Here is a 25,705-nt window from a genome sequence, read left to right as displayed (position 1 = left end):
ACGGGAAACATTATTATGGCGAGACAGGATAACCGGGATCGTGACGAGCGCGACAGCGAATTTGTCGATAAGCTCGTTCACATCAACCGCGTCGCTAAAGTTGTAAAGGGTGGTCGTCGTTTCGGCTTCGCCGCTCTTGTAGTAGTTGGTGATCAGAAAGGCCGCGTTGGCTTTGGTCACGGTAAGGCTCGTGAAGTGCCAGAGGCCATCCGCAAAGCAACGGAAGCTGCTAAGCGTACTATGGTTCGTGTGCCACTTCGTGAAGGTCGTACTCTTCACCACGATGTTGAAGGCCGTCACGGCGCAGGTAAAGTTGTACTTCGTGCAGCACCTGCCGGTACCGGTATCATCGCTGGTGGTCCAATGCGTGCTGTGTTTGAGACACTTGGTGTCCAGGACGTTGTTGCGAAGTCCCTTGGTACTTCCAACCCGTACAACATGGTTCGTGCGACTTTCGATGCACTGAAAAAAGAAGACAGCCCGCGTTCTGTTGCAGCACGTCGTGGTCTCAAGGTATCTTCCTTGCAGGCTCGTCGTCGTGACAACGATGATGCGGCGCCAGTAAAGGCTGAGGCATAAGCCTCGCTTTTGCTGACTGAGAACAAGGGTTAGTGTCATGGCTAATACTGAAAAGACTGTAACAGTCGAACAGATCGGTAGCCCGCTTCGCCGTCCTGCTAGTCAGCGTGCTACGTTGATTGGTCTGGGGTTGAACAAGATGCACCGTCGTCGTACTCTGAAGGATACTCCAGAAGTACGCGGCATGATCCGTAAGGTTCAGCATCTGGTTCGCGTTTTAGACGAAGCATAAGCGGACCGGGAGAACTATCATGAAGCTCAACGAACTCCGGGATAACCCGGGTGCTGTTTCGGACCGAACCCGCGTAGGACGCGGTATCGGTTCCGGTAAGGGCAAGACTGGCGGCCGTGGTGTCAAAGGTCAGAAGTCCCGTTCGGGTGTTGCTATCAAGGGCTTTGAAGGCGGGCAGATGCCATTGCATCGTCGTCTTCCAAAGCGCGGCTTCACCAATATCTTTGCTAAGGACCTGAACATTGTGTCCTTGGGTCGTGTTCAGACAGCAATCGACGCTGGTAAGCTTGACGCTTCCGCGACGGTGACTGTTGAAGCACTTGTTGCAGCAGGCGTTGTTCGCCGCGTTCTGGATGGCGTACGCCTTCTGTCCGACGGTGAACTGAAAACTGCTGTAACTTTCGAAATTGCTGGTGCTTCCAAAACTGCTGTTACAGCAGTTGAAAAAGCAGGTGGCAAGGTCGTAATCAAGGAAGGCAAGGCTTAACAGCCTTGTCTTTTTTCGGGGTGTATCCAAACTGACCGGAGCGCGGAATGGCTTCTGCTGCCGAGCAACTTGCTTCAAACCTTAACTTTTCTGCCTTTGCTAAAGCCGAGGAACTGAAGAAGCGGATCTGGTTCACGCTAGGCGCGCTTTTGGTTTATCGATTCGGAACCTATATCCCTCTGCCTGGAATTAATCCTGACGCGCTCGCACAGGCCTTCGGAAACGTACAAACTGGCATTGTTGGCCTGTTTAACATGTTCTCCGGTGGTGCTGTCGAGCGTATGGCTATTTTTGCCCTCGGCATCATGCCTTACATTTCTGCGTCGATTATCATCCAGCTTATGACTTCTGTTGTTCCTGCTTTGGAACAGCTGAAGAAAGAGGGTGAGCAAGGCCGGAAAAAAATTAACCAGTACACACGTTTTGGTACAGTGATTCTGGCAACCTTCCAGGCCTACGGTATTTCCGTTGGTCTTGAGGCTGGCGCGAACATTGTTATCGATCCGGGCTGGTTCTTCCGTATTGCAACAGTTCTTACCCTTGTTGGTGGTACTATGTTCCTGATGTGGCTGGGTGAGCAAATCACCTCTCGCGGCATTGGTAACGGCATTTCTTTGATCATTTTCTCCGGTATTGTTGCCGGGCTTCCTTCTGCGATTGCTTCCACTTTGGAACTTGGTCGTCAGGGCGCGCTCGCAACTCCAATCATTTTGGCAGTTATCATACTGTCTGTGGTGGTTATCGGCGTTATCGTCTTCATGGAACGTGCACAGCGACGTTTGCTGATTCAGTATCCACGTCGCCAACAGGGCAATAAGATGTTTGAGGGGAACACATCGTTCCTGCCACTCAAACTCAATACGGCTGGTGTTATTCCACCGATTTTTGCGAGCTCCTTGTTGCTGGTACCAGCGACTGTAGCCAGTTTCCAAACCGGTGATTCCACTGGTTCGATGGCGTGGTTGACAACAATCACTGCGCTGCTGGGACACGGTCAACCAGCCTACATGGCTCTTTATGCAGCATTAATCATCTTTTTCTGCTTCTTCTACACCGCGATTGTTTTCAATCCGTCGGAGACAGCAGACAACCTCAAGAAGCATGGTGGCTTCATTCCAGGAATTCGTCCAGGCGAACGTACTGCGCAGTACATTGACCATGTGCTAACTCGCATTACGGTTGTCGGTGCAATATACATTACTCTCATTTGTTTGTTGCCAGAGTTCCTGATCTCAGCAACGGGTGTTCCGTTCTACTTCGGTGGTACGTCTCTGCTCATTGTTGTTAGCGTCACCATGGATACCGTTTCTCAGATCCAGGGGCACCTTCTTGCTCATCAGTACGAGGGCTTGGTGAAGAAAACGAAGTTGAGGGGGAAACGTAGATGAGATTGATTCTTCTTGGCCCTCCTGGTGCTGGTAAAGGCACTCAGGCAGGTCGACTTGTTGCGGTGCATGGTATTGTCCAGCTTTCGACTGGTGACATGCTTCGTGCAGCTGTTGCAGCTGAAACCGAAGTCGGCTTGAAGGTCAAAGATGTTCTGACACGTGGTGACCTGGTTTCTGATGACCTGATTTGTTCCATCATTTCTGATCGTATTGATCAGGCTGATTGTGCAAAAGGCTTCATTCTGGACGGTTTCCCACGCACCATTGCTCAGGCAGACGCTCTTGGCGAACTGCTTGAGAAGAAGGACCAGAGACTTGATGCTGTTGTGCAGCTGAAGGTTGATGAAGGTATCCTTCTTGAGCGTATCGAAACACGTGCTCGTGAAAGCGCGGAAGCTCGATCCGATGACAATGCAGAGTCTTTGAAGAAACGTCTTGCAGTTTACAACGAGCAGACAGCCCCGCTTATCAAGTACTATGGTGAGCGGAACATGCTGATGGGCGTTGATGGCATGAAGTCCGTTGACGAGGTTGCTTCAGAGATCGATACGATTTTGAGCACGGTTTAATCCGTGCTTTTTGAAGGCAGGCGCTTGCGCTTGCCTTTATAATAAAGTATAGCCGGCGCACATCGACACCATAATCGATTGGCGCCGGTTTTCCTTGGGAAACCGAGGCTGATCTTTTTGCTGTGTGATGGTGCGCCCTCAACCTGCCTGGTTGTAGGTGTGTTATCGGCAAAAAAATGGGAGAGGGAACAAACGTACCCTCGTAATTGGAGAAAACAAACGTGGCACGTATTGCTGGCGTCAACCTTCCGACGAATAAGCGCGTAGTTATCGCGCTGCAGTACATTCATGGCATTGGTGCGAAGTTCGCGCAGGAAATCACCGAGAAAGTCGGTATTGCTGCAGAGCGTCGCGTCAACGAACTTTCTGATGCAGAAGTTCTGAAAGTCCGTGAAGCAATCGACGCTGAATACACCGTTGAAGGTGATCTTCGTCGTGAAACTGCAATGAACATTAAGCGTCTCATGGACCTTGGCTGTTACCGTGGCCTGCGCCACCGTCGTGGTCTGCCTGTCCGTGGTCAGCGCACTCATACCAACGCTCGCACCCGTAAGGGCCCTGCTAAAGCGATCGCTGGTAAGAAGAAATAACTAGCCGGTTATCCGGTGGAGCCGCCGGCTATACGGCGGTGTAGATATCGAAGTTAGGAAATATAATGGCTAAAGAATCGACGCGCGTGCGTCGTCGCGAACGGAAGAACATTTCTTCAGGTGTCGCGCATGTGAACTCTACGTTCAACAATACCATGATCACCATCACCGATGCTCAGGGCAATGCGATCTCTTGGTCGTCTGCCGGCGCGCTTGGCTTTAAGGGTTCTCGTAAGTCTACCCCTTATGCTGCACAGGTCGCTGCCGAAGACGCTGGTCGTAAGGCTGCTGAACACGGCATGCGTACTCTCGAAGTAGAAGTACGTGGTCCAGGTTCTGGACGTGAATCCGCTCTGCGTGCGCTTCAGGCTGCAGGTTTCGTTATTACATCTATCCGTGATGTAACTCCGATCCCGCACAATGGTTGCCGCCCACGCAAGCGTCGCCGCGTCTAACAGTTCGTTAGGCTAGTTTTCCACCCAGGCAAGGATTAGTTGACTTTTAGGTCAACGGGAAAGCCAGAGGGTTTATGAACGTGACTATTCAAAAAAATTGGCAAGAGCTTATCAAGCCAACTAAACTCGACATTCGTGCTGGCGATGATGCACGCTTTAAGGCTTCTGTGATTGCAGAACCTCTTGAGCGTGGCTACGGCCTGACTCTTGGTAACGCTCTGCGCCGCGTTCTGCTTAGCTCTCTTCAGGGTGCTGCAGTGACTGCGGTTCAGATTGATGGCGTTCTCCATGAGTTCTCATCAATTCCTGGCGTTCGTGAAGATGTGACTGACATCATCCTGAACATCAAGGAAATCGCGCTTCGCATGGAAGGCGAGGGACCAAAGCGTATGGTTCTGCGTAAGCAGGGTCCTGGTGCGGTCTACGCTGGCGATATTGAAACTGTAGGTGACGTTGAGGTTCTTAACCCAGGTCTGCTGCTGTGTAACCTTGATGAAGGTGCGGAAGTTCGCATCGAATTCACTGTAAACACCGGCAAGGGTTATGTTCCAGCTGCCGCTAACCGCCCAGAAGACGCTCCAATCGGTCTGATTCCGGTTGACAGCCTGTATTCTCCGGTTAAGAAGGTTTCTTATAAGGTTGAGAACACCCGTGAAGGTCAGGTTCTTGATTATGATAAGTTGACTTTGACTGTTGAAACTGACGGATCTGTGATCCCTGAAGATGCAGTAGCATTTGCTGCTCGTATCCTGCAGGATCAGCTGTCTATCTTCGTGAACTTCGAAGAGCCACAGCGTGAAGTTCAGGAAGACACAGTCGCGGAACTTGCGTTCAACCCAGCACTGCTGAAGAAGGTTGATGAGCTTGAGTTGTCTGTACGTTCGGCAAACTGCCTGAAGAACGACAATATCGTATATATTGGCGATCTCATTCAGAAGACAGAAGCAGAAATGCTTCGTACACCGAACTTCGGTCGTAAGTCTCTCAACGAGATCAAAGAAGTTCTGGCGCAAATGGGCCTGCATCTCGGTATGGAAGTGGCAAACTGGCCGCCTGAAAATATCGATGAGCTCGCTAAGCGCTACGAAGACCACCAATATTAAAGGAACAGGAACTGAGCGCGCTGCGTGAGGTTCCGGCGATCTGATGTACTAGATCGTAATTGACTTAACAAAGGAGAGGGCCATGCGCCACGGTAATTCCGGCCGCAAGCTCAATCGGACGTCAAGCCACCGTAAAGCGATGTTCGCTAACATGGCAGCTTCGCTCATCCAGCATGAGCAGATTGTTACGACGCTTCCGAAAGCAAAAGAGATGCGTCCAATCATCGAGAAGCTCATCACTCTGGGCAAGCGCGGCGACCTGCATGCACGTCGTCAAGCAATTTCCCAGATCCGTGACACTGCAATGGTAGCAAAGCTGTTTGATACCCTTGCAGAGCGTTATGCGGACCGTCAGGGTGGTTATTCTCGCGTGCTGAAAGCTGGTTTCCGTCATGGTGATAATGCACCAATGGCTGTTATCGAGCTGGTTGAGCGCGACGTAGAAGCTAAAGGCGCTGCAGATCGCGCACGCGCTGCTGCTGAAGAAGCTGCTGAGACAGCTGAAGCTGCTGCATAAGCTTTTCGCATAAGCGATTTGAAAAAGGGTGCCTTCGGGTGCCCTTTTTTGTTGCCTGAATGAAATTCACTCAAGAGCTCTTACTTTTTGCAGAACGAATCTGATGAAAAAGGTCGCGTTGCGTTAGTTTTGGCAGGTGGAACTGGATTGCTCGGGTCAGGTCGGTACTGCAACTTATGATAGTACAGCGTGCTTCCAGTTTTGTGAGAAAACACAGCTAAATCATATCGGTATTTCAATTTTTCTTCGATTTGAAAAGCATTTTAAATATTTGTTTTAAGCGGAGATTAACACTATAGCCCGACTATGCTCCCAACGTATTACTCGGGGGCAAATATGCGTTCTAAATCTGATGAGAGCGGCTCTGTATCCTCACCTAGAGTCAAAAATTATTTTAATCGTATTGCTGTTCGTCTTCCATTCATTATGGTTGGGCTTGCAATTATTGCGAGTGCCGTTGTGGCATTCCTTGGGTATACGCGTGCTGAGAGCGCGCTGACTGAAGCGAGCAAGACACAGCTCGTACTCGTGGCACAGGCTCGTCGGGATACTCTCGATGAAAAGCTGGAGCGTGTTGATAGCGATATCAAGCGTCTGGTCAAGAGTAGCGCCATGCGCGTCACCATGACTGACCTGCTGGCCTCTATGGATTCTCTGAGTGCAGATAAGGATGACATCCTTAGCTACTTCCAAAAGAGTGGCTCTTCTGTTGCTGATCGTCTGCAGCTGACTGGGAATGGTAACAAGACGCTTTATTCCTGGCGTCATGCTGTTGTTCATCCAGACTTTGTGGCGAGTGTAACCGGTGGAGGTTATGCGGACATCCTGATCATGGATGCAAACGGTTTGGTGATTTACTCTGCGACCAAGTCCTCTGAGTTTCTTGAGAGCGTGAAGGATGGCAAGCTATCCGGTACATTGCTCAGTCAGGAATTCAATAAGGCGGCGAAAGCTACAGAAGGCGACGTGGTCTATTCTGAGATCGCTCAATATGCGCCTGATGGAAATTCTGCATCTCTTTTGATTTCGGCTCCTGTGTTTGTTGAAGACTTCAATCAGGTCACATTTAAGGGTGTGATCGCCATTCGTCTCGGCTCTGAGTTCTTCGATAGCGTTTTGCAAAATCGTGAGAATATGGGTGAGACTGGTCAGACCTATCTGGCACGCATTGATGGCACCATCCTTTCCAATCAGGTTCTGTCTGATGTGCCGACAGCGCTGGTGAAGAAAGATGATCCAGAGGTTGTTGCCAAAGTTGTCGAAGACCTGCAGGCGAACCTGGAAAGCAATGTTGGTTTTGCGGAAGTGAAGGAACAGTTTGTTCTGGCCCTGCCACTTGGTTTTGAAAATCTCCCAACCGTTATTGTTGCAAAGACTGATGTAAGCGAAGCGCTGGCTGTGGTTCATGCCCTCGCTAAAGAGATCATCATTAGCGGATTAATCGTGTTGGCAGTTGTTGCTGCAATTGGCATCTTCATGGCACGTAGTCTGTCTACTCCGCTTAATCGACTGTCAGCCAATCTTAATAAGATTGCGAACGGCAATCTGGATGTGGAGATTATCTCTGCTCAGCGTAAGGATGAGATTGGCGATATTGGCCGAGCTGTTCAGTCTTTCCAAGTTGGTCTTGTCCGTGCAAGAGAGCTGGATGAGAAGCAGGTGCGTGAGCAACATGAACAGGAAGAGCGTGTGAAGCGCGTGGATGCTTTGAACGAGAACTTTGATGTTGGCGTTCGAGACATCCTGACCACTGTGACTGATGCAGGCGGTAATCTGGAAACCACCGCGAAGAGTATGGCAAGCATCTCTGAGCAGACCAACACTGAAGCGCAGACGGTGTCTTCTGCTTCTGAACAGTCCTTGATGAACCTTCAGGCTGTTGCGGGTGCTGCTGAAGAACTTTCTGCGACTGTTGGTGAGATTGACCGTGAGGTTCGTCGTTCTGCTGATGTTTCCAAGCAAGCGGCTGAGAAGGCTGCTGCGGCTGAGGTGTCTGTAAACGGTCTTATGGAAGCTGCACAGCGCATTGGTGAAGTTGTATCTCTCATCAATGATATTGCAGATCAGACCAACTTGTTGGCACTGAATGCGACGATTGAGGCTGCTCGTGCTGGCGAAGCTGGTAAGGGCTTTGCAGTTGTTGCATCCGAAGTTAAAGGCCTTGCGAACCAGACTGGTCAGGCAACTGGCGAGATCAGTGTTCAGATTCAGTCTGTTCAGGCTGAGACCGAGAAGGCTGTTGCGGCTATCAAGGAAATCAGCACAGTTATTGGTGACGTGAATGAAGCGGCCACTGCGATTGCAGGTGCTGTTCAGGAGCAGGCCGTAACCGCAACAGATATTTCCAGCAATATTCAGCAGGTGACTTCTGGTAGTTCCGAGGTTGCTCAGGCCATTACCCGTGTGAGCATGATCGCAAGTGACGCTGGTCATGAAGCAGAGAATGTTCTTGGCGCTGCAAACCAGCTGACACACCAGTCAGAAGAGCTGAAGAACATGGTTGAACAATACCTTGAGAACATCCGGGCAGCCTAAATTCTGTCAGGTTTTATCGAGACGAGTGAGGCGCCGGGGAGACCCGGCGTTTTGCGTTTTGAGCAGGTGTGATCTTTTTTAGTGCACTCAAACTGTTACTAGTTTGAAATCCACATGCAGTTTTCGGGGATACGAGCTCGCTGCTTAAAACCGACAGATTGGCCTTTTCATTTCCATATTGCAGACTTATCTGTAACCTGCTGCTCCCAAACTTTTTGAAAGAAAATCATTGTGAACTGGGGGCTCTTGCCGAAGGGATTTAAGAATGGGTCAAATCAGGAAGTCAGCTGCTCACCTGCTTTTTTGTGCAGTTCTTGGGACTACTGGCGTTGTTGCAACGCAAGGCACTGGTGCACTGGCCAGTGAAAAGACTGTTCCAACATCTCAAGCCGAGATTTCACTTTCCTTCGCTCCTATTGTGAAGAAGGTCGCACCAGCGGTGGTGAATGTGTACGCAAGTCGTACCGTGCAAGAGCGCCGCAGAGTTTCTCCATTCTTTGATGATCCGTTCTTCCGTCGTTTCTTTGGTGAGCAATCCGATCGGTTCGCACCTCGTTCGCGCAGCCGCGTTCAAAGCTCTTTGGGCTCTGGTGTGATCGTTTCTGCTGATGGCACGATTATTACCAACCATCACGTTATCGCGGGCGCTGATGAGGTGCGTGTGGCACTTTCTGATCGACGTGAGTTTGATGCCGATATTATCTTGATGGATGAGCGCACAGATCTTGCAGTTTTGAAGGTGCGCAACGCAGAAGGGGCGTTCCCTGTTGTGCCGTTTGCCAACTCTGATGAACTTGAAGTGGGCGATCTGGTGCTGGCGATTGGGAACCCGTTTGGTGTTGGGCAGACCGTGACGCAGGGTATTGTCTCCGCTGTTGCTCGAAATCAGGTGGGCGTCTCGGACTATCAATTCTTCATTCAGACAGATGCTGCCATTAATCCGGGTAACTCGGGTGGAGCGCTGGTTGATCTAAACGGGCATCTTGTTGGTGTGAACACCGCGATCTTCTCGCGTTCCGGTGGCTCCAACGGTATTGGTTTTGCAATCCCTGCCAATATGGTGGAAGTGGTTGCTTCAGCTGCTGATGACGGCGGTATCGTGCGCCGCCCGTGGGTTGGAACCAGTGTGCAACCAGTCAGCTCTGATATTGCTGCCAGCCTGGGGCTGGAGCGTCCTAGCGGGGTTCTGGTGACACGTATTCAGGAAGGAAGCCCAGCTGACCGTGCTGGTATTCGTGTCGGCGACCTGATCATGTCTGTTGGAGGCACTCAGGTGGATGATCCTGATGCTTATGGCTACCGTCTTGCTACAAAGAAAGTTGGTGGTGTCACGCGTTTTGAGATGTTACGCGGTGGTGAAGCCTTTGCTGTCGAGATCAGCCTTGAGCGTGCGCCGGAAACTGTGGCTAGAGATGAAAGAGAGATCAAAGGGAACTCGCCATTTACTGGTGTACGGGTTATGAATCTTTCTCCTGCTGTGGCTGAAGAGTTGCGCATGTACAACGAGTTTTCAGGCGTTGTAATTGCTGATATTAAAGCTCGTAGTACTGCTGCCTATGTCGGCTTTAAACCCGGTGATATCGTGGTTGAGATTAATGGCGCTGAAGTTCAAAGCACCAAAGACCTTTCCAAGCTGACCGGCAAGAAGCAGCGCACCTGGAACATCACTTTTAAACGTGATGGTCAGCTACGGCAGGTAAGTTTGCGATAATGCTGTTTTTGAGAGTTTTACTCTCCAGAACAGTCTAGAGGAATGTTGAGAGACCATGAGTGATCTATTTTCCGCTAATGGGATGGATCAGCTGGAAGACAGGCCGCTTGCAGACCGCATGCGGCCTCGTGTTCTGGAGGATGTTGTCGGACAAGGCCACCTTTTGGGTGATGCTGGTATTTTAAGCCGCATGCTGCGGTCCGGCTCTCTGGGGTCTCTCATCTTCTGGGGGCCTCCGGGTACCGGTAAGACCACGGTTGCCCGTTTGCTTGCAGATGCTACGGAACTGGAATTTGAGCAGATCTCTGCCATTTTCTCCGGTGTTGCTGATCTCAAAAAGTGCTTTGAGCGTGCTAGAGGACGTCAGATTTCCGGCAAACGGACTTTGCTGTTTGTTGACGAGATCCATCGCTTCAACCGCGCTCAGCTGGATAGTTTCTTGCCCGTGATGGAAGATGGCACCATCACTCTGGTAGGTGCGACGACTGAGAACCCGAGCTTTGAGCTGAATGCGGCGCTGCTGTCCCGTTCGCATGTGTTGACGTTCCAATCACTCGATGAAGATGCGCTGATTGATTTGCTCAAACGCGCGGAAGAGGTGATGGGGCGTGACTTGCCGCTGGATGAGGATGCGCGTCTATCTCTCGTGCGTATGGCAGATGGTGATGGCCGGTCTGCATTGACTTTGGCGGAAGACGTTTGGCGTACGGCTGGCGATGACGAGATTTTCGACACGGAACGCCTTGCGGAAGTGGTGCAGCGACGTGCGCCGATCTATGACAAGACCAAGGACGGGCATTACAATCTTATCTCTGCGCTTCATAAGTCCATTCGTGGGTCGGACCCGGATGCAGCGCTCTACTGGATGTGCCGGATGCTGGAGGGCGGAGAAGATCCGCTATACATCATCCGCCGTTTGACAGTGATGGCTTCTGAAGACATTGGCATGGCTGATCCCAATGCGCTGGTGCAGGTGAATGCTGCACGTCATGCGTTTCAGTTGGTTGGTTCACCAGAAGGGGAGTATGCACTGGCTCAAGCCGCAGTCTATCTGGCTACAGCTCCCAAGTCTAACGCGTCCTATCTGGCTTATAAAGCTGCTCGCATGGATGCGCGGGAACATGGATCACTTGTACCGCCAAAGCACATCCTGAATGCACCGACCACGCTCATGAAGAAAATGGGCTATGGTGAGAGTTATCGATACGATCATGATGAGCCAGATGCGTTTTCTGGTCAGGATTACTTCCCTGAGAAGATGGGCCGGCAAAAGTATTATGAGCCGAATGCCCGTGGCTTTGAGCGTGATGTTCAAAAACGGCTGAGCTATTGGGATCGCTTGAGAAAAGAGCGCGGCACTGCCTAGAGCTGTCTGTCTGGGTTCTCGTTGGGACGTTGCGACAGAATTCGTTGTTTCGCCTTTTCTGAAAACTGGCGGTCACTTTTCAAGACTACACATAAACTACACGTAACTTTGTTTGGGTTTCCCGATTGCATTCGGGCATCCTAATTCGCACACTGACATATGAGCTTGTTGCGTTCATTTATATCTGCGCATCAAACTCTGACTTCTTTATTTAAGCGAATTCTGGTGCATGCATGAGGCAACTTGAGCTGAGATTGGGACTGGTGCTGTATGGCGGGGTTTCACTCGCCATCTATATGCACGGTGTCACCCGTGAACTCCTAAATCTTCAGCGTGCCTCCCATGCGTTGCATCAGTTGCGGAGAGACCGAGAGCGCGGTGTTGAGAGCGATGTCACTCTTGAAGGCTCCGCAAAATCTTACTTCGATCTTCTCGAGAGCTTTGGGCCGCAGCTGGACCTGCGGGTTGTGATTGATGCAATCTCTGGCGCGTCTGCCGGAGGTGTGAATGCGATCATGCTGGCGCGGGCACTAGCGCATGATCTGCCGCTCAAGCACCATAGCGATTTATGGCTGTCGCTTGCTGATGTTGACAAGCTGGCCAATGAAACATCCGGGGTCAGCAAACATGCCAAGCGGGTGCTTGCGCCCATTCTGGATAAGCTGCTGGTTTTCCTCGGGACTGATGTTCCCCAAAACAAGGAAACACGCACCAAGCTGCGAGATTTTATCAGTTCCCGTTGGTTTACGCCGCCGTTCTCAGGCGAGCGCTACTCAGGATGGCTGGTGGATGCGTGCCGCGCGATGGATGAAGAGGATCGCGGGGAGACGCTGATCCCATACGGACAGCGGTTGGAGTTGTTCGTGACACTCACGGATTTTCATGGTGTGTTGCGGCGTATTGCGTTGCATGATCCCGAGTTTATTGAGGAGTTGGATCATCGACGTATTGTAAAGTTCAATGCCATTCATCGGGTGTCCAGCGGTTTGCATAGCCAGATGAGTGCGGAGTGTATTCCTGATCTGGTCTTTGCTGCGAGAGCGACCTCTAGTTTCCCTGGAGCCTTTCCGCCTATGAGTGCTGAGGAGATGGATGGCGTTCTTGAGCGTCAGGGTCTTGAGTGGAGCGGGCGTGAAGCGTTCCTAACCAACGTGCTTCATGCCAATTGCGATGCAGAAGGCGAGCGTATCTTCATTGATGGGTCGTTGGTGATGAACAAGCCCTTCGAACCGCTTATTGGTTCCATTGCACAACGACCTGCTGCTCGCGAAGTGGTGCGTCGTCTGCTTTATCTGGATCCGTTGCCCTTCTCGCACCGTGATGTGCCAGCAGAGCCAGAGCCTCCGGGCTTCTTCAAAAGCATTTTCGCATCGTTAGCTCACATTCCGCGTAATGAACCGATTGGTGATGAACTGCAGGAGATTGAGCAAATCAACATGAAGGTGCGGCGGATTCAGGAAGTGGCTGAAGCTGCATTGCCGATGGTCCGCCATGAAGTGCAGCTGTTGCTTGAAAAGCATGGCAGTCTGCCGGAGACCGAGGGTGACTTTTCAGTTGTGCGGCAAGGGTCTGAGCTGGCAGCGATGGAGCAATCTGGTTTTGCCAATGCCGGTTATCTTCAGCTTCGTTTGGGGCATCTGGCCCACCGGGTTGTCTTGTTGATTTCCGAACTTTCCGGCACGCAGCAAGAGGGGTGCGTTGAAAAGGGCGAGGAGGTTGCTCTCTGGTCCTGGGAAAGCGTGGAAGAAGTGGTGGTGAATGCGTTGACCTTCTCCAAAGAAGAGGAGGGGGAAGCGCAGCGGGATCAGGCTAAGATTCTTCGTGAGTTGAAGAGTCTTGATGTTGACTATCGCATTCGTCAGCTGCGGTTTTTGATCGAGCAAATCAACAAGTTCTATCACCATGAAGAGATTGCTGGGTCTGTTGAGTTTGCGCGCCACCTGGATGTGTTTAAGCGTGAACTTTATGGGCAGATTACCAACTTGCGGAGCCGTTGGTCCGAGGAGTTTTATGGCACAGAGACCATCTACCTTGCGACACTGCTGAAGGAAGCATCGCCGCAATTGGAGACGGTGCGCAAAGTGCTTGGGGTTCTCAGCCTTCGGATGGGGCTTGCCGACCTTGATAAATTGACAGATTCCATTGTGTTTGAGGGAGTTGGGAAACTAGGTGATCTGAAGGCGGCGCAAGGTATTCTTGAAGGCTATATCGGCTTTCCGTTCTTCGACACCAGTATGTTTCCGGTTCAGCAGGCGCTCGATGCTTTTGAACTTCGTAAGATTGAGGTGGGGCGCATCAGTCCAAAGGATGCGCAGTTGCTTTGTCCCGGTGGCGTTGATCTAAAAGGCGCGCAATTGCAGATGTTTGGTGCGTTCTTCAACCGCGGATGGCGCGAGCATGATTACTTGTGGGGGCGGCTCAACGCTGCAGAGCGGCTGGTGCGGTTACTGCGGGATGTTTATCATCAGTGCCACGGGTCGGCACAGCGGATTGCTCCTAGTGATGATATGAACCTGCGCGCGATATTCCTTGATATTCTGGATGAGGAAGAAGCGCATCTGGAAGATCATGAAGAGTTGGTGGAAGCATGCCGTGAGAAGGTTGATGAGGTCTTCTCTAAGGGATGTTAGTTACTGTGCAATTTGTGCAAGACATGCCATTCAAAATCCGATAGGGAGAATGCATGAAAAATCTCATCCTGATAGCACTTGGTGGTGGGGCAGGAGCGGTTTGTCGACATCTGGTTTCAATGGCCGGACTTCGTCTTCTAGGCCCTTCATTTCCGTGGGGCACTGTCACCGTAAACATTCTTGGTTCATTGCTGATGGGGATCTTTGTTGAGGTTCTTGCTCAGCGACTGAACGCTTCTTCTGAGCTGCGTTATCTGATCGCGACGGGTTTCCTTGGCGGTTTCACTACCTTCTCAACCTTCTCGCTGGATGTCGCTGTGCTGTGGGAACGCGGAGAACCTATTGCGACCGCTGCTTATGTGTTGGTCTCGCTTGTTCTTTCCGTTTCAGCCTTGTTTGCAGGTCTTTATCTCACACGGCAGGTTCTCGCCTAATTTGCAAGTTGCCCGCAAAAACTCATAGAAACTTGATGGTTTTTCGTTTTTAGGGGCTGAATTTGCGTGAAAGACTTGCATGTTTTGCCTTCACCTGCCAAATGAGCGCCAACGGATTTATTAGGAACGGCTGGCGCACCCTTCGTGCTGCCGCCGCGTTAGAAGTCAGGACCTTCACCCATGAGTGGCTCCCAGAACAAAGCAGCGCCGCAAAACAACGGTGGCAGCCCAGTTAAAATTGAGATGCGCCGCGTTGATGCCGACGAAGCAGGCATGCGTCTTGATCGCTGGTTTAAAGAAAACTTCCCGGAACTTGGCTTTGGCCGTTTGCAGAAACTGCTGCGCACCAAGCAGGTTCGCGTAGATGGTAAACGTGCCGAAAGCTCCACCCGATTGGAAAAGGGGCAAGAAGTCCGCATTCCACCGCTCGGTGTTGAGCTGGCTGCTGATGACCGCAAGAATGCCAGACCTCGTCCGCGCAAGTTGGTTGACAGTGACCGTGAAGCCATTGAGCAGATGATGCTCTTTGAAGATGCGCATGTGATGGTACTGAATAAGCCTGCTGGCCTTGCTGTGCAGGGTGGTTCAGGCTTGACGCGTCACGTGGATGGTATGCTTGATGCCTTCACCAACCAGAAGGGCGATAAGCCGCGTCTGGTGCACCGTCTTGACCGTGAGACCTCCGGTATTTTGCTGGTTGCGAAGACCCGCCGTGCAGCTCAGGAGCTGACAAAGGCATTCCGTCATCGCAACACGCGTAAAATCTACTGGGCGATGGTTGCTGGCGTGCCAAAACCGCGTCAGGGTCGTATCTCGACCTATCTGGCGCGTGATGAAGATGAAGAGCGCATGCGTGTTGCCCGTCATGGTGATGATGAAGCACAGCACGCAGTCAGCCTTTACAATGTGGTTGAACAGTCCGGTCAGAAGCTTTCCTGGGTATCACTGAAGCCTGTAACAGGCCGTACGCACCAGCTGCGTGCCCATGCCGCGCATATTGGTTGCCCTATCGTCGGTGATCCAAAGTACTTCAATATCAAGAACTGGGAGCTGCCCGGTGGCATCCAAAACAAGCTGCACTTGCTGGCGCGCCGGATTATGATCCCCCATCCGTCAGGCAATGGTGTGATTGATGTTTCTGCTCCGCTGCCATCGCATATGCAGCAAACCTGGAACTTGCTTGGTATGGATGTGAAGGACTATGATCCGGACATCAATGAACCAGAATAAGTAATAGCAAAGTTACGGGCTGATCTACATGTATCTCATTGTGTTTGATTGCGACGGCACGCTTGCGGATAGCCAAGACAATATCATGATTGGTTTTACTGCAGCGTATCGGTTTGTCGATCTGCCTATGCCATCGCGAGATGAAATTCTTGCAACGGTTGGCCTGACACTGGATGTGGCGTTTGAGCAATTGCTGGGGCGGAATGACCCGGACTTGATTGAGCAGATGGTCAAGGGATACCAGCAGATCGTCTGGGAAATGCGTTCCAAGGGGCGTGATTATGATCCCCTTTATGAGGGGGCGATTGATGCTTTGCAAGAGTTGGATAGCCGGGAGGATGTGCTTCTTGGTATCGCAACAGGCAAGCACTCCCGCGGTATGAAGCACCTGATCAGCTTGCATGAGCTGGAAGGGCTTTTCACCACCATGCAGACAGCAGATGTTGCGCCATCCAAGCCGAATCCAGGTATGATTTTTCAGGCGATGAGCGAAACTGGTGTTGATCTGGAAAACACGATTATGATTGGTGATACGACTTTTGATATGCACATGGCGCGCAATGCAGGTGTGAAATCTGTCGGAGTTACATGGGGTTATCACAGCGCTGAAGATGTGAAGAGCGCTGGAGCCACCTATGTTATCAATCAGTTTAAGGAACTCATTCCGGTGCTTAGTGAGCACTTCAAATGGAATAAGGAAGTTGCATAATGCGTGACATTTTTGAGCAGATTGCAGATGACATTGCAAAAGGGCCTGTTGATGCTGTTCAGGCTGCACGTGAGCACACCAAACGGAACTTGCCGAAACGCTTTTACGAGCGCGTGAGCGTTGAGCTGAAAGATGACGTCTTCGCTGTTCTGTTGGATGGACGCTCCATAAAAACACCCGGTCGCAATGCGCTGGTGTTTAAGGATGAAGTGATTGCTGAAGGCGTGGCTGCCGAATGGGAGCTGCAGGAAGAAGAGATTGATCCGGCGACGATGCCGCTGACGCGCATTGCCCATTCTGCGATTGATGCCGTTGAAGACAAGTTTGCGGAAGTTGCAGACGAGATCACACGGTATGCCGGAAATGATCATTTGTGTTACCGTGCAGCTTCCCCTGCAGAACTGGTCACACGTCAGAAAAATCAGTGGGACCCAGTCTTGGATTGGGCAGAGAAGTTGTTTGCTGGTCCCTTCAAACTCGTTGAAGGGATTATGCATGTCGCGCAAGATGAGGCAGTGACAACAGCTTATCGTGCGCAACTGGGCAAATATGATGCGCTTCAGTTAACTGCGATCCATACAGTGACGTCCATTAGCGGTTCTGCTTTGCTGGCGCTGGCACTGGCTGAAAAAGCTTTTGAGGCGGATGTTGTCTGGTCTGCAGCTCATGTTGATGAAGATTGGAATATTGAGCAGTGGGGGCAGGATGAAGAGGCTGCTCGTATTCGCCGTTTCAAAAACGACGAGTTCAACGCAGCAGTGCTTATTCTCGTTGGAGCACCAGAAGAAAGCTAAGGCTTATTCTTTGCGAAGTTGTCTTAAGGCGCGGCTTTTGGCTGCGCTTTTTTGTTGGTGTTGTGGCTTCTCCTGATATCGTAGAAAGAAATCAATAGTTTGTAGTATGTGGGCAAGTGAAATTCATTTGCCGTGTTACCATCGAATCTGTTGAACTATGCACTCTTGCTGCACATATGAGTTCAGGGCTTTCGTAATAACGAAAACATCGCCAAATACTGCCCTAATCAAGAATATTGAGGAATTCCGCCGATGAAACATAATGAGAAAGTTATTGAGCGGCTTAACGAAGCTCTGAAACTGGAGCTTGGTGCCGTCAACCAGTACTGGCTGCATTACCGCCTGCTGGATGACTGGGGTTTTGGAAAGTTGGCGCAGAAAGAGCGCGAAGAATCCGTTGAAGAGATGCAACATGCCGACAAGCTGATTGAGCGCATTCTCTTCCTTGGTGGTCATCCAAATTTGCAGACTGTTGGCGCTTTGAAGATCGGCACCAATCTTAAGGAAGTTCTGGAAGCGGATCTTGCTGGTGAACATGAAGCTCGCACCTCTTATAAGAAGAGCCGTGAGATTTGTGATGCTGAAGGTGATTACGTCACCATGAAGCTGTTTGATGATTTGCTGGCTGATGAAGAAGGTCACATTGACTTCCTTGAAACTCAGCTGGATCTCCTTGAGAAAATTGGTGAACAGCACTACGGCGCATTGAATGCGAACTCAGCTGATACTGGCGAATAAGTTCGCCTAACCGTTTGTTTTGATTAGAAAGAGCTGTCCTGTTGGGCGGCTCTTTTTTGTTGGGTTAAAGTTGTTTGTTTCAGACTAGCGCTTCATTAGGAACGATAGGGGATTTGGGTTGGCGGCGGGTTAGGCTGATCTATGTTTACTGGATCAAAGCTCGTTTTAGGGTCGGTTCAAAACGAGTTGTGTTTCACCTGCATTCCCTAAGGAGCAGTGCTTGCACTGAGAACTCATGAGAGCAAAAGACGGTGTCATTGAACGTTTGAACAAAGCCATTTCCATGGAACTTGGAGCTGTCAATCAATACTGGGTGCATTTCAGACTTCTTGAAGATTGGGGTTACACCAAACTTGCAAAGAAAGAGCGGGCTGAATCGATTGAAGAAATGCATCATGCGGATCGGTTGGTGGAAAGAGTTGTCTTTTTGGAAGGGCACCCAAACCTGCAGCATATCGCGCCCTTACGCATCGGTTCCTCAGTGAAGGAAGTGCTGGAAGCTGATCTGGCAGGGGAGCGTGAAGCAATTGTGTATTACAGCGAATCTCGTGTGTTTTGTGAGCAGCAAGGTGACTTCGTGACAATGGCTCTCTTTGACAGTTTACTGGCAGATGAAGAAGGCCATTGTGATTTCCTTGAGACACAATTGGAGCTTCTTGAGAAAATAGGCGAAGAAAAATATGGATTGCTCAATGCTGGCAGTGCTGATGAGGCAGAGTGAGTTTTAGCTGTCAAAGCATCAAATAATGCTTGGTTTCCCAAGGGTTATTGGTTGTTGGGTTGAGGTAGTAATCAGTTGCATTGCATGAGGCTTCTCAATCCAACGGCTTACTAGTTTTTGTGCGTAGGGGCGTGCTAGGAGATAACTCAGTTAGATTGGGAGCTGAGATATCTGATGAAGGAAGTTCTAGCTGAATTAGAAAAAAGACGTGATGAAGCGCGGCTTGGTGGGGGACAGCGCCGAATTGATGCGCAGCACAAACGCGGAAAACTCACCGCACGAGAGCGCATTGAAATTCTGCTAGATGAAGGTTCCTTCGAAGAATTCGATATGTTCAAGCAGCACCGCTGTACCGAGTTTGGTATGGAGGAAACGCACTTCCCGGGGGATGGTGTTGTCGCTGGTTGGGGAACCATCAACGGCCGTACCGTTTACCTCTTCTCGAAAGACTTCACTGTGTTTGGCGGATCGCTGTCTGAGACACACGCCGAGAAGATCATGAAGATCCAGGATATGGCGCTGCAGAATCGTGCACCGATCATCGGGATCTTTGATGCAGGTGGTGCTCGTATTCAGGAAGGTGTTGCTGCGCTCGGTGGATACGGTGAAGTGTTCTGGCGTAACATTCAGGCATCTGGTGTTATTCCGCAGATTTCTGTGATTATGGGTCCATGTGCTGGTGGTGATGTGTATTCACCTGCCATGACCGACTTCATCTTTATGGTGCGCGATACCTCCTACATGTTTGTCACTGGTCCTGATGTTGTGAAAACAGTGACCAATGAGACTGTGACGGCTGAGGAACTGGGCGGCGCGAGCATTCACACGACCAAATCTTCCATCGCCGATGGTGCGTTTGACAATGATGTGGAAGCGTTGCTACAGATTCGTCGTTTGGTGGATTACCTGCCGATGAACAATCAGGCTCCGCTACCTGAACTTTCCGTTTATGATGATCCATCTCGTTTGGATGAGAGCCTCAATACGCTGGTTCCGGATAATCCGAACAAACCGTATGATATGCGGGAACTGATCCTGAAGACTGTCGATGAGCAGGACTTCTTTGAGATTCAGGAAAGCTTTGCCGGAAACATTATCACTGGCTTTGGCCGAGTCGAAGGGCGCACAGTTGGTATTGTCGCCAACCAGCCAATGGTTCTTGCGGGTGTTCTGGACAGTGATGCAAGCCGGAAGGCTGCGCGTTTTGTTCGTTTCTGTGACTGCTTCAACATTCCGCTGGTAACCTTCGTGGATGTTCCGGGCTTTTTGCCAGGGACTGCGCAGGAATATGGTGGGTTGATCAAGCATGGCGCAAAGCTGCTGTTTGCTTATGGTGAAGCGACTGTTCCGAAAATCACAGTGATCACGCGTAAAGCTTATGGCGGCGCGTATGATGTGATGAGCTCCAAGCATATTCGTGGTGATATGAATTATGCATGGCCATCTGCTGAGATTGCTGTGATGGGTGCAAAGGGTGCTGTTGAGATCCTCTATCGCAACGAGCTGGGTGATTCCGAGAAGATTGCTGCGCGCACCAAGGATTATGAAGATCGGTTTGCGAACCCATTTGTTGCCGCGGAGCGTGGCTACATTGATGAGGTGATCATGCCGCAGTCTACACGGATGCGCATTTCGAGAGCACTTGCGATGTTGCGGACCAAGAACCAGCAGATGCCTTGGCGCAAACACGACAACATCCCGCTCTAAGAATTGTTGTCTGATCGAACGAAACATCAAAAAACCCGGCTTTCACACGAAGGCCGGGTTTTTTGATGGGAAGGGGACTAACTTGGGGCGAGTTAGGTCTTATCTTTCGTCGTTTTCGACCACGCAGGTGTAACCAATGAGGGAGTGGTTGGAGTCTTTTGTCACAACGTAGGCGCGCTGTGTTTCTTCGCTTGGGCTACAGTAAGAGCCATTTGCTACGTAACGGTCATAAAGGCCAGGACCTGTGGAGAGAACGATCGCACCTTTTTCTTGCACCAGAGACTTTACCTGAGACCCTGTGAGGTCAGTTGTATTGGTGCGTGGAGCGTTCATAGCCTGAGCAACAGAAGCAACAGAGACAAGGCTGAGGACGGAAAGGGTCAGAGCGATCTTTTTCATTTGTTTAGCTTTCGGTTTCTTAATTCTTATGGGAAATGGGGGAGGGAAAGACTAGGAGGCAAAGCCTTTCCCTGGGACGTGATGATGGGGGACGTGCGTCTAACTTGGGGCGAGTTAGATTTTAGTTGTTTTTGTTGTCAACCACGCAGGTGTAACCAATAAGGGAATGGTTGGAGTCTTTGGTCACGACATAGGCGCGCTCTGTTTCTTCATGTGTTGCGCAATAGGAAGCGTTTGCAACGTAGCGGTCGTAAAGACCTGGGCCGGTTGCGAGAACGATTGCACCTTTGTCCTGTACGAGTGATTTTGCCTGAGAGGCAGTCAGGTCACCGGTATTCACCAGAGCAGCCTGAGCGATGGAAGCAGCAGATACGAGGCCGAGTACGGATAGGGTCAGAGCGATCTTTTTCATTGGTCTTACTTTCAATTTTAATTTGTATCATTTGGGGAGGGAAAGGCTGGGGAGGAACAGTCTTTCCCTAAGAGGTTGATGGGGGAAGCTCTCTAACTTGAGGCGGATTAGAGGCTTAGTTATCTCTGTTTTCGACGACGCAGGTGTAACCGATGAGGGAGCTATTGGAGTCTTTGGTTACGACGTAAGCGCGCTGAGTTTCTTCGTGTGAAGCACAGTAAGAAGCGTTTGCAACGTAGCGGTCGTAAAGACCTGGGCCAGTTGCGAGAACAATTGCACCTTTGTCCTGTACAAGTGATTTTGCCTGGGAGGCAGTCAGGTCACCGGTGTTTACCAGAGCAGCCTGAGCGATAGAAGCAGCAGATACGAGGCCAAGTACGGATAGGGTCAGAGCGATCTTTTTCATTTGTTTTACTTTCAGTTCTAGTCATTTTCAGAGCGAAAGACCGGGAGGAGCAGTCTTTCTGATGGGGTTTTGCCGATGTTGGTTGTTACTTCGGCGTGTCTTTTCAATTTAGACTGATACAAGGCAACTCCGTGCCGCCTTATATCTTGTGTTTTGTAGTTATCTTGTTTTTCTTCGAGCTTATTTTTGTTGTATGCTTTGTTTTTTGATGTTTGTGGTTTGTTGTTGTTCGTTGATGATTGTATGTTTACTGGAAATTTTTGAGTAAGATGTGTTTTGGAACACAAAATTTTCTTTTCGCAACTTTGAATTTAAGCCGGTAACGAACTCGTGTCTTCGTGTTCTTGGGGATTACTTGCCTGTCTGTGATCAAGCTCACACTTTTGCTTGATGGTGGTGCAGAAAGGAGTTCTCAACCGCCTGTCGGTCATGCCGAACGGGCAAGGTGAGTTTCGCAGGATGTGGATGAAGGATTCGAATGTGGGTAACTGCAGCTGCGTTTTATGGTGCAACTGCAGTGTATTTGCGTGAAACGTGGATCTTCAAAGGGCTCAGTCGAAGATATCGGAGCCGAATGGTCCTTCGCCGCTGTTGTAACCCGGCTCACATGAATAGCCGATGAAGCAGCGCTTCTGGTCTTTTGTGGGGACCCAGCGGCTCATCAAGCGTTCGTAAGGCTGGCAGAACTGAAGGCCCGCGACGAAACGGTCGTAGGTACGAACGCCAGTGCTTAATACAATGCCGCCAGCACGCTGTACGACGGAGCGGGCTTCAAGACAGGACATTTGCCGTGTATCAGGGCGTGCGTGCGCTGTGGTGGAAACCATGAGAGCCAGAGTGCTCGAAAGAACGAGCAGTGTTGATATCCGCATAGTCTCCTCCCTTATTACTGGTTCTGCCGTGTGCGTGGTGAACAGCGATAACCGATCTGGCAGGAGTTGTTGTCTTTGGTCTGGGCCCACTCTCTGCGAAGCACTTCGTTGTGCAGGCAATATCTGATGTTGCTCACAAAGCGCTCATAGGTTCGCGGGCCTGTGGTCAGGACGACGCCTCCACGACTGTCGACCAGTTGCTTTGCCTGCTCGCATGTCAGGGCCCTTGCATCTGGACGTGCCTGAGCATTGGCTGAGGCTACCCACAACAGAGTTATGAGACTACTGGCAATAATGGTGGTGGAGGCACTACGCATGGGATCAGTTGCCTTACAATGCAGATGTTGATGCTGGCTTGAACGCCGCAGTTCCATATGTTTTGAAGGCAATAGCCCAAAAGTGCGAGTGTCAAGGTGAGCGGTGGTTAGCCGGTTCTTAAGAAGATGCCGTTGATTTAACTTTTTGCAGCAGGGCATGCACGTGTGACTTCTACGCCAAACCCGCCCGTATGAACCGGCACCGGGGCAGAGGGTTTATTCACTTTCACAGTGATCTTGGAGATTCGCTGATCCATCGCGAAAACGGCCTCACAAATAGCTCCGGCAAGACGTTCCAACAGATTGAAACGGGAGTTGGTCACAACATCCTCGACAGTTTTTGCAAGGGTGCCGTAGCAGATGGTGTCTTCGTAGTCATCTGAAACCGTTGCCTTTTCAAAATCCGCCCAACAGGTCAGATCAATGATAAAGCGTTGGCCCAATTTAGCTTCTTCATCATGGAGGCCATGGAATGCATAGAAAGACAGGCCTTCCAGAAAAATCTTGTTTTCATTCATTGTTTGGCTCCTGAGGACTTTCCGACTGTTGGAAAACTGTGTTGCCAGAGGTGAGAGAGAAACTCAACGCATTTTAAGAGATAATGCTCTGTATTTGGGTGAAACTCCGTCAAAACTTAGATGCTTTGCGCATCCATTGCCCCTACGAAAGTGCGATGGTTCTTCGCCCAATTGTGAGGTTGCGGAAGTGAGTAGAGATGCCTACAACCCTGCACTGTAAATAAAGAAGGTGTGTATGTGGGATGGGCATGTTTTCAAAGATTCTGATCGCAAACCGTGGGGAAATCGCTTGCCGTGTTATCAAAACGGCAAAAACGATGGGGATCAAAACGGTTGCTGTTTACTCCGATGCGGACCGAGATGCGCTTCATGTGGAGATGGCTGATGAGGCCGTTCACATTGGTGAACCGGCTGCAGCGAAATCATACCTTGTGATCGACAAGATTATTGAAGCATGTAAGCAGACCGGTGCTGAGGCTGTGCATCCAGGTTATGGCTTTCTTTCCGAACGCGCAGAATTCTGTGAGCGTTTGAAGCAGGAAGGCATTGTCTTTATCGGCCCTAATCCAAAAGCGATTGAGGTGATGGGAGATAAGATCACCTCCAAGCGATTTGCGGCTGAAGCTGATGTTTCCACTGTACCTGGATATATGGGGCTGATTGAAAGCCCTGAAGATGCCAAGCGGATTGCCTCTGAGGTTGGTTACCCGGTGATGATTAAAGCCTCCGCCGGTGGCGGCGGTAAAGGCATGCGTATTGCCTGGAATGATGAAGAGGCCATGGATGGCTTCGAGCGCGCAAAGTCTGAAGCTATCAGCTCCTTTGGCGATGATCGTATCTTCATCGAGAAGTTTATTGAAAACCCGCGCCACATCGAAATTCAGGTGCTGGGCGATAAACACGGCAATGCGGTTTATCTGGGTGAACGCGAGTGTTCCATTCAGCGTCGTAACCAGAAGGTGATTGAAGAAGCGCCGTCTCCTTTGCTGGACGAAGAAACTCGCCGCAAGATGGGTGAGCAGGCAGTCGCGCTTGCCAAGGCTGTTGACTATGACAGCGCGGGTACTGTTGAGTTTGTTGCTGGACAGGACAAGAGCTTCTTCTTTCTTGAGATGAACACCCGCCTTCAGGTGGAGCATCCAGTGACTGAACTGATCACTGGTGTGGATCTGGTTGAGCAGATGATCCGTGTTGCAGCTGGTGAAGAGCTTTCTTTGAAGCAGGATGAGGTCAAGCTGAATGGCTGGTCTGTTGAAAGCCGTATCTATGCTGAGGATCCGTACCGCAACTTCCTGCCGTCCATTGGCCGCCTAACGCGCTATCGTCCACCTGCAGAAGGTGATCACGGTGCTTATGTGGTGCGTAATGATACTGGCGTGGTGGAAGGCTCTGAAATCTCCATGTTCTACGATCCGATGATCGCAAAATTGGTGACCTATGCGCCGACACGAGCTGAAGCGATTGAAGGCATGAGCACTGCACTTGATGAGTTTCAGGTGGATGGCATCCAGCACAATGTGCCGTTTCTTGCATCTCTCATGAAGCATCCGCGCTGGCGGTCTGGTCAGTTGGCAACCGGCTTTATTGCTGATGAGTATCCTGATGGGTTTGAACCAGCTACACCTGATGCAGAGGCCCGTAATGTGTTGGCGTCAGTTGCGCTTTCCATGCATCTGATTGAGCGTGAGCGTCTGGATCACTTGCCGGGTCGCCTGCGTCCGCATCATGGCGGTGTACGCCGTGAGTGGGGTGTTTTGATCAATGGTGAGAAGCTGGATGCTGAGTTGATTGAAGGCATGGCGGCAACACCACTTGATATTGATGTGTGTGTTGAGGGTGGTGCTCGCGAACGCGTTGCGTCCTCCTGGGTTCCGGGCGATATGCTTTGGAAAGGTCACGTTGGTGATCGTGCTGTAAGTGCCCAAGTGCGGTCTGTTGAGAATGGCTACCAGCTGGACTGGCAAGGCTATTCTGTTGTTGCCAAGGTGATGACGCCTCGCAATGCTGAGCTTGCAGCACTGATGCCTGAGAAAGTTGCACCGGATACATCCAACCTGTTGCTTTGCCCAATGCCGGGCCTTGTTGTTTCTCTTCATGTAGAAGAGGGGCAGGAAGTGAAAGCTGGAGAGCAGCTGGCCATTGTTGAAGCCATGAAAATGGAAAATGTGCTTCGGGCCGAACGCGATTGTGTGGTAAGCGCTATCAAGGCTGCACCGGGTGACAGTCTGGCAGTGGATGCTGTTATCATGGAATTTGAATAAGGAGTTGGTGCGAAGCCAATTCCTA

Annotated in this window: 27 protein-coding genes; 21 read left to right on the top strand and 6 right to left on the bottom strand. The window is 50.7% G+C overall.

The window, feature by feature from the left end; all coding sequences use genetic code 11:
• Nucleotides 1–15: 15 nt before the first annotated feature.
• The 20 genes from rpsE (at nucleotide 16) to PsAD13_RS20060 (ending at nucleotide 20,495) form a co-directional block, all read left to right on the top strand.
• Complete coding sequence (rpsE, locus tag PsAD13_RS20155; protein ID WP_063292674.1) at nucleotides 16–579, top strand: 30S ribosomal protein S5; 564 nt, start codon at nucleotides 16–18, stop codon at nucleotides 577–579.
• 37 nt (nucleotides 580–616) lie between these two features.
• On the top strand, nucleotides 617–811 hold the full coding sequence (rpmD, locus tag PsAD13_RS20150) for a 50S ribosomal protein L30 (protein WP_057463423.1): 195 nt from the start codon (nucleotides 617–619) through the stop codon (nucleotides 809–811).
• Between the two features lie 19 nt (nucleotides 812–830).
• The gene (gene rplO / locus PsAD13_RS20145; RefSeq protein WP_063300623.1) at nucleotides 831–1,298 is read left to right on the top strand and encodes a 50S ribosomal protein L15; all 468 of its coding nucleotides are present in this window, start codon (nucleotides 831–833) and stop codon (nucleotides 1,296–1,298) included.
• Nucleotides 1,299–1,345: 47 nt separating this feature from the next.
• Nucleotides 1,346–2,686, top strand: coding sequence for a preprotein translocase subunit SecY (secY, locus tag PsAD13_RS20140; RefSeq protein ID WP_063292673.1), 1,341 nt, complete (start codon nucleotides 1,346–1,348; stop codon nucleotides 2,684–2,686).
• Nucleotides 2,683–3,255 (top strand): adenylate kinase, encoded by a 573-nt coding sequence (locus PsAD13_RS20135; protein ID WP_063300624.1) that lies wholly within the window; start codon nucleotides 2,683–2,685, stop codon nucleotides 3,253–3,255. The genes secY and PsAD13_RS20135 overlap by 4 nt, the downstream gene beginning before the upstream one ends.
• A 221-nt stretch (nucleotides 3,256–3,476) precedes the next feature.
• Nucleotides 3,477–3,845 carry a 30S ribosomal protein S13 gene (rpsM, locus tag PsAD13_RS20130; RefSeq protein WP_063289475.1) on the top strand — a complete coding sequence of 123 codons (369 nt, stop codon included), beginning with the start codon at nucleotides 3,477–3,479 and terminating at the stop codon, nucleotides 3,843–3,845.
• A gap of 65 nt (nucleotides 3,846–3,910) precedes the next feature.
• A complete protein-coding gene (gene rpsK, locus PsAD13_RS20125; protein ID WP_054664941.1) occupies nucleotides 3,911–4,300 on the top strand; it encodes a 30S ribosomal protein S11 in 390 nt (129 codons plus the stop codon).
• Nucleotides 4,301–4,374: 74 nt separating this feature from the next.
• Nucleotides 4,375–5,403 carry a DNA-directed RNA polymerase subunit alpha gene (locus PsAD13_RS20120; RefSeq protein ID WP_057463419.1) on the top strand — a complete coding sequence of 343 codons (1,029 nt, stop codon included), beginning with the start codon at nucleotides 4,375–4,377 and terminating at the stop codon, nucleotides 5,401–5,403.
• Nucleotides 5,404–5,485: 82 nt separating this feature from the next.
• Nucleotides 5,486–5,920: a 50S ribosomal protein L17 gene (gene rplQ / locus PsAD13_RS20115; protein WP_057463418.1), complete on the top strand. Its 435-nt coding sequence runs from the start codon at nucleotides 5,486–5,488 to the stop codon at nucleotides 5,918–5,920.
• A 336-nt stretch (nucleotides 5,921–6,256) separates the two neighbouring features.
• A complete protein-coding gene (locus tag PsAD13_RS20110; RefSeq protein WP_063304107.1) occupies nucleotides 6,257–8,455 on the top strand; it encodes a methyl-accepting chemotaxis protein in 2,199 nt (732 codons plus the stop codon).
• Between the two features lie 265 nt (nucleotides 8,456–8,720).
• Nucleotides 8,721–10,166, top strand: coding sequence for a DegQ family serine endoprotease (locus PsAD13_RS20105; RefSeq protein ID WP_057463416.1), 1,446 nt, complete (start codon nucleotides 8,721–8,723; stop codon nucleotides 10,164–10,166).
• A gap of 55 nt (nucleotides 10,167–10,221) precedes the next feature.
• Nucleotides 10,222–11,532, top strand: coding sequence for a replication-associated recombination protein A (locus tag PsAD13_RS20100; RefSeq protein ID WP_063319291.1), 1,311 nt, complete (start codon nucleotides 10,222–10,224; stop codon nucleotides 11,530–11,532).
• Nucleotides 11,533–11,765: 233 nt separating this feature from the next.
• Nucleotides 11,766–14,162 (top strand): patatin-like protein, encoded by a 2,397-nt coding sequence (locus PsAD13_RS20095; RefSeq protein ID WP_063319290.1) that lies wholly within the window; start codon nucleotides 11,766–11,768, stop codon nucleotides 14,160–14,162.
• Between the two features lie 53 nt (nucleotides 14,163–14,215).
• Nucleotides 14,216–14,596 (top strand): fluoride efflux transporter CrcB, encoded by a 381-nt coding sequence (gene crcB, locus PsAD13_RS20090; protein ID WP_063289470.1) that lies wholly within the window; start codon nucleotides 14,216–14,218, stop codon nucleotides 14,594–14,596.
• Nucleotides 14,597–14,776: 180 nt separating this feature from the next.
• A complete protein-coding gene (locus PsAD13_RS20085; protein WP_063319289.1) occupies nucleotides 14,777–15,826 on the top strand; it encodes an RluA family pseudouridine synthase in 1,050 nt (349 codons plus the stop codon).
• Nucleotides 15,827–15,854: 28 nt separating this feature from the next.
• Nucleotides 15,855–16,535 carry an HAD-IA family hydrolase gene (locus tag PsAD13_RS20080; RefSeq protein ID WP_063319288.1) on the top strand — a complete coding sequence of 227 codons (681 nt, stop codon included), beginning with the start codon at nucleotides 15,855–15,857 and terminating at the stop codon, nucleotides 16,533–16,535.
• Nucleotides 16,535–17,329 (top strand): ATP12 family protein, encoded by a 795-nt coding sequence (locus PsAD13_RS20075; RefSeq protein WP_063319287.1) that lies wholly within the window; start codon nucleotides 16,535–16,537, stop codon nucleotides 17,327–17,329. The genes PsAD13_RS20080 and PsAD13_RS20075 overlap by 1 nt, the downstream gene beginning before the upstream one ends.
• Before the next feature lie 252 nt (nucleotides 17,330–17,581).
• A complete protein-coding gene (bfr, locus tag PsAD13_RS20070; RefSeq protein ID WP_057463409.1) occupies nucleotides 17,582–18,067 on the top strand; it encodes a bacterioferritin in 486 nt (161 codons plus the stop codon).
• A 235-nt stretch (nucleotides 18,068–18,302) separates the two neighbouring features.
• Entirely contained in the window at nucleotides 18,303–18,788 is a 486-nt protein-coding gene (gene bfr, locus PsAD13_RS20065; protein ID WP_063297922.1) for a bacterioferritin, read from the top strand.
• Nucleotides 18,789–18,962: 174 nt separating this feature from the next.
• A complete protein-coding gene (locus PsAD13_RS20060; protein ID WP_063319286.1) occupies nucleotides 18,963–20,495 on the top strand; it encodes an acyl-CoA carboxylase subunit beta in 1,533 nt (510 codons plus the stop codon).
• Between the two features lie 99 nt (nucleotides 20,496–20,594).
• Here the strand turns inward: PsAD13_RS20060 and PsAD13_RS20055 are convergent, their stop codons facing one another.
• From PsAD13_RS20055 to folB, 6 genes are all read right to left on the bottom strand, one after another.
• On the bottom strand, nucleotides 20,595–20,894 hold the full coding sequence (locus PsAD13_RS20055; RefSeq protein WP_063292666.1) for a hypothetical protein: 300 nt from the start codon (nucleotides 20,892–20,894) through the stop codon (nucleotides 20,595–20,597).
• A gap of 121 nt (nucleotides 20,895–21,015) precedes the next feature.
• Nucleotides 21,016–21,306 (bottom strand): hypothetical protein, encoded by a 291-nt coding sequence (locus tag PsAD13_RS20050; protein ID WP_057463405.1) that lies wholly within the window; start codon nucleotides 21,304–21,306, stop codon nucleotides 21,016–21,018.
• Nucleotides 21,307–21,421: 115 nt separating this feature from the next.
• Nucleotides 21,422–21,712: a hypothetical protein gene (locus tag PsAD13_RS20045; RefSeq protein WP_057463404.1), complete on the bottom strand. Its 291-nt coding sequence runs from the start codon at nucleotides 21,710–21,712 to the stop codon at nucleotides 21,422–21,424.
• A 551-nt stretch (nucleotides 21,713–22,263) separates the two neighbouring features.
• Nucleotides 22,264–22,584, bottom strand: coding sequence for a hypothetical protein (locus PsAD13_RS20040; RefSeq protein WP_063289463.1), 321 nt, complete (start codon nucleotides 22,582–22,584; stop codon nucleotides 22,264–22,266).
• Between the two features lie 14 nt (nucleotides 22,585–22,598).
• Nucleotides 22,599–22,901, bottom strand: coding sequence for a hypothetical protein (locus tag PsAD13_RS20035; RefSeq protein ID WP_063319423.1), 303 nt, complete (start codon nucleotides 22,899–22,901; stop codon nucleotides 22,599–22,601).
• A 137-nt stretch (nucleotides 22,902–23,038) separates the two neighbouring features.
• The gene (folB, locus tag PsAD13_RS20030; protein WP_063319285.1) at nucleotides 23,039–23,419 is read right to left on the bottom strand and encodes a dihydroneopterin aldolase; all 381 of its coding nucleotides are present in this window, start codon (nucleotides 23,417–23,419) and stop codon (nucleotides 23,039–23,041) included.
• A 248-nt stretch (nucleotides 23,420–23,667) separates the two neighbouring features.
• Between folB and PsAD13_RS20025 the strand changes: the two genes are divergently transcribed.
• Nucleotides 23,668–25,680 carry an acetyl/propionyl/methylcrotonyl-CoA carboxylase subunit alpha gene (locus PsAD13_RS20025; RefSeq protein ID WP_063312020.1) on the top strand — a complete coding sequence of 671 codons (2,013 nt, stop codon included), beginning with the start codon at nucleotides 23,668–23,670 and terminating at the stop codon, nucleotides 25,678–25,680.
• The last annotated feature ends 25 nt before the right edge of the window (nucleotides 25,681–25,705 follow it).

This window comes from Pseudovibrio sp. Ad13 (assembly GCF_001623225.1).
Classification (GTDB): Bacteria; Pseudomonadota; Alphaproteobacteria; order Rhizobiales; family Stappiaceae; genus Pseudovibrio.
Note: the sequence above shows the minus strand (reverse complement) of the source record. Positions and strands in the feature narration are given on the sequence as shown.

What these genes read in the sequence shown, in the direction of transcription:
- crcB (WP_063289470.1), top strand. Translation starts at nt 14,216, where the DNA reads ATGAAAAATCTCATCCTGATAGCACTTGGTGGTGGGGCAGGAGCGGTT.
- PsAD13_RS20080 (WP_063319288.1), top strand. Translation starts at nt 15,855, where the DNA reads ATGTATCTCATTGTGTTTGATTGCGACGGCACGCTTGCGGATAGCCAA.
- rplQ (WP_057463418.1), top strand. Translation starts at nt 5,486, where the DNA reads ATGCGCCACGGTAATTCCGGCCGCAAGCTCAATCGGACGTCAAGCCAC.
- PsAD13_RS20100 (WP_063319291.1), top strand. Translation starts at nt 10,222, where the DNA reads ATGAGTGATCTATTTTCCGCTAATGGGATGGATCAGCTGGAAGACAGG.
- PsAD13_RS20105 (WP_057463416.1), top strand. Translation starts at nt 8,721, where the DNA reads ATGGGTCAAATCAGGAAGTCAGCTGCTCACCTGCTTTTTTGTGCAGTT.
- PsAD13_RS20060 (WP_063319286.1), top strand. Translation starts at nt 18,963, where the DNA reads ATGAAGGAAGTTCTAGCTGAATTAGAAAAAAGACGTGATGAAGCGCGG.
- rpsE (WP_063292674.1), top strand. Translation starts at nt 16, where the DNA reads ATGGCGAGACAGGATAACCGGGATCGTGACGAGCGCGACAGCGAATTT.
- secY (WP_063292673.1), top strand. Translation starts at nt 1,346, where the DNA reads ATGGCTTCTGCTGCCGAGCAACTTGCTTCAAACCTTAACTTTTCTGCC.
- PsAD13_RS20050 (WP_057463405.1), bottom strand. Translation starts at nt 21,306, where the DNA reads ATGAAAAAGATCGCTCTGACCCTATCCGTACTCGGCCTCGTATCTGCT.
- PsAD13_RS20040 (WP_063289463.1), bottom strand. Translation starts at nt 22,584, where the DNA reads ATGCGGATATCAACACTGCTCGTTCTTTCGAGCACTCTGGCTCTCATG.
- PsAD13_RS20045 (WP_057463404.1), bottom strand. Translation starts at nt 21,712, where the DNA reads ATGAAAAAGATCGCTCTGACCCTATCCGTACTTGGCCTCGTATCTGCT.
- PsAD13_RS20135 (WP_063300624.1), top strand. Translation starts at nt 2,683, where the DNA reads ATGAGATTGATTCTTCTTGGCCCTCCTGGTGCTGGTAAAGGCACTCAG.
- PsAD13_RS20055 (WP_063292666.1), bottom strand. Translation starts at nt 20,894, where the DNA reads ATGAAAAAGATCGCTCTGACCCTTTCCGTCCTCAGCCTTGTCTCTGTT.
- PsAD13_RS20025 (WP_063312020.1), top strand. Translation starts at nt 23,668, where the DNA reads ATGTTTTCAAAGATTCTGATCGCAAACCGTGGGGAAATCGCTTGCCGT.
- bfr (WP_057463409.1), top strand. Translation starts at nt 17,582, where the DNA reads ATGAAACATAATGAGAAAGTTATTGAGCGGCTTAACGAAGCTCTGAAA.
- rpmD (WP_057463423.1), top strand. Translation starts at nt 617, where the DNA reads ATGGCTAATACTGAAAAGACTGTAACAGTCGAACAGATCGGTAGCCCG.
- PsAD13_RS20075 (WP_063319287.1), top strand. Translation starts at nt 16,535, where the DNA reads ATGCGTGACATTTTTGAGCAGATTGCAGATGACATTGCAAAAGGGCCT.
- rpsK (WP_054664941.1), top strand. Translation starts at nt 3,911, where the DNA reads ATGGCTAAAGAATCGACGCGCGTGCGTCGTCGCGAACGGAAGAACATT.
- PsAD13_RS20110 (WP_063304107.1), top strand. Translation starts at nt 6,257, where the DNA reads ATGCGTTCTAAATCTGATGAGAGCGGCTCTGTATCCTCACCTAGAGTC.
- PsAD13_RS20095 (WP_063319290.1), top strand. Translation starts at nt 11,766, where the DNA reads ATGAGGCAACTTGAGCTGAGATTGGGACTGGTGCTGTATGGCGGGGTT.
- folB (WP_063319285.1), bottom strand. Translation starts at nt 23,419, where the DNA reads ATGAATGAAAACAAGATTTTTCTGGAAGGCCTGTCTTTCTATGCATTC.
- PsAD13_RS20035 (WP_063319423.1), bottom strand. Translation starts at nt 22,901, where the DNA reads ATGCGTAGTGCCTCCACCACCATTATTGCCAGTAGTCTCATAACTCTG.
- PsAD13_RS20085 (WP_063319289.1), top strand. Translation starts at nt 14,777, where the DNA reads ATGAGTGGCTCCCAGAACAAAGCAGCGCCGCAAAACAACGGTGGCAGC.
- rplO (WP_063300623.1), top strand. Translation starts at nt 831, where the DNA reads ATGAAGCTCAACGAACTCCGGGATAACCCGGGTGCTGTTTCGGACCGA.
- bfr (WP_063297922.1), top strand. Translation starts at nt 18,303, where the DNA reads ATGAGAGCAAAAGACGGTGTCATTGAACGTTTGAACAAAGCCATTTCC.
- PsAD13_RS20120 (WP_057463419.1), top strand. Translation starts at nt 4,375, where the DNA reads ATGAACGTGACTATTCAAAAAAATTGGCAAGAGCTTATCAAGCCAACT.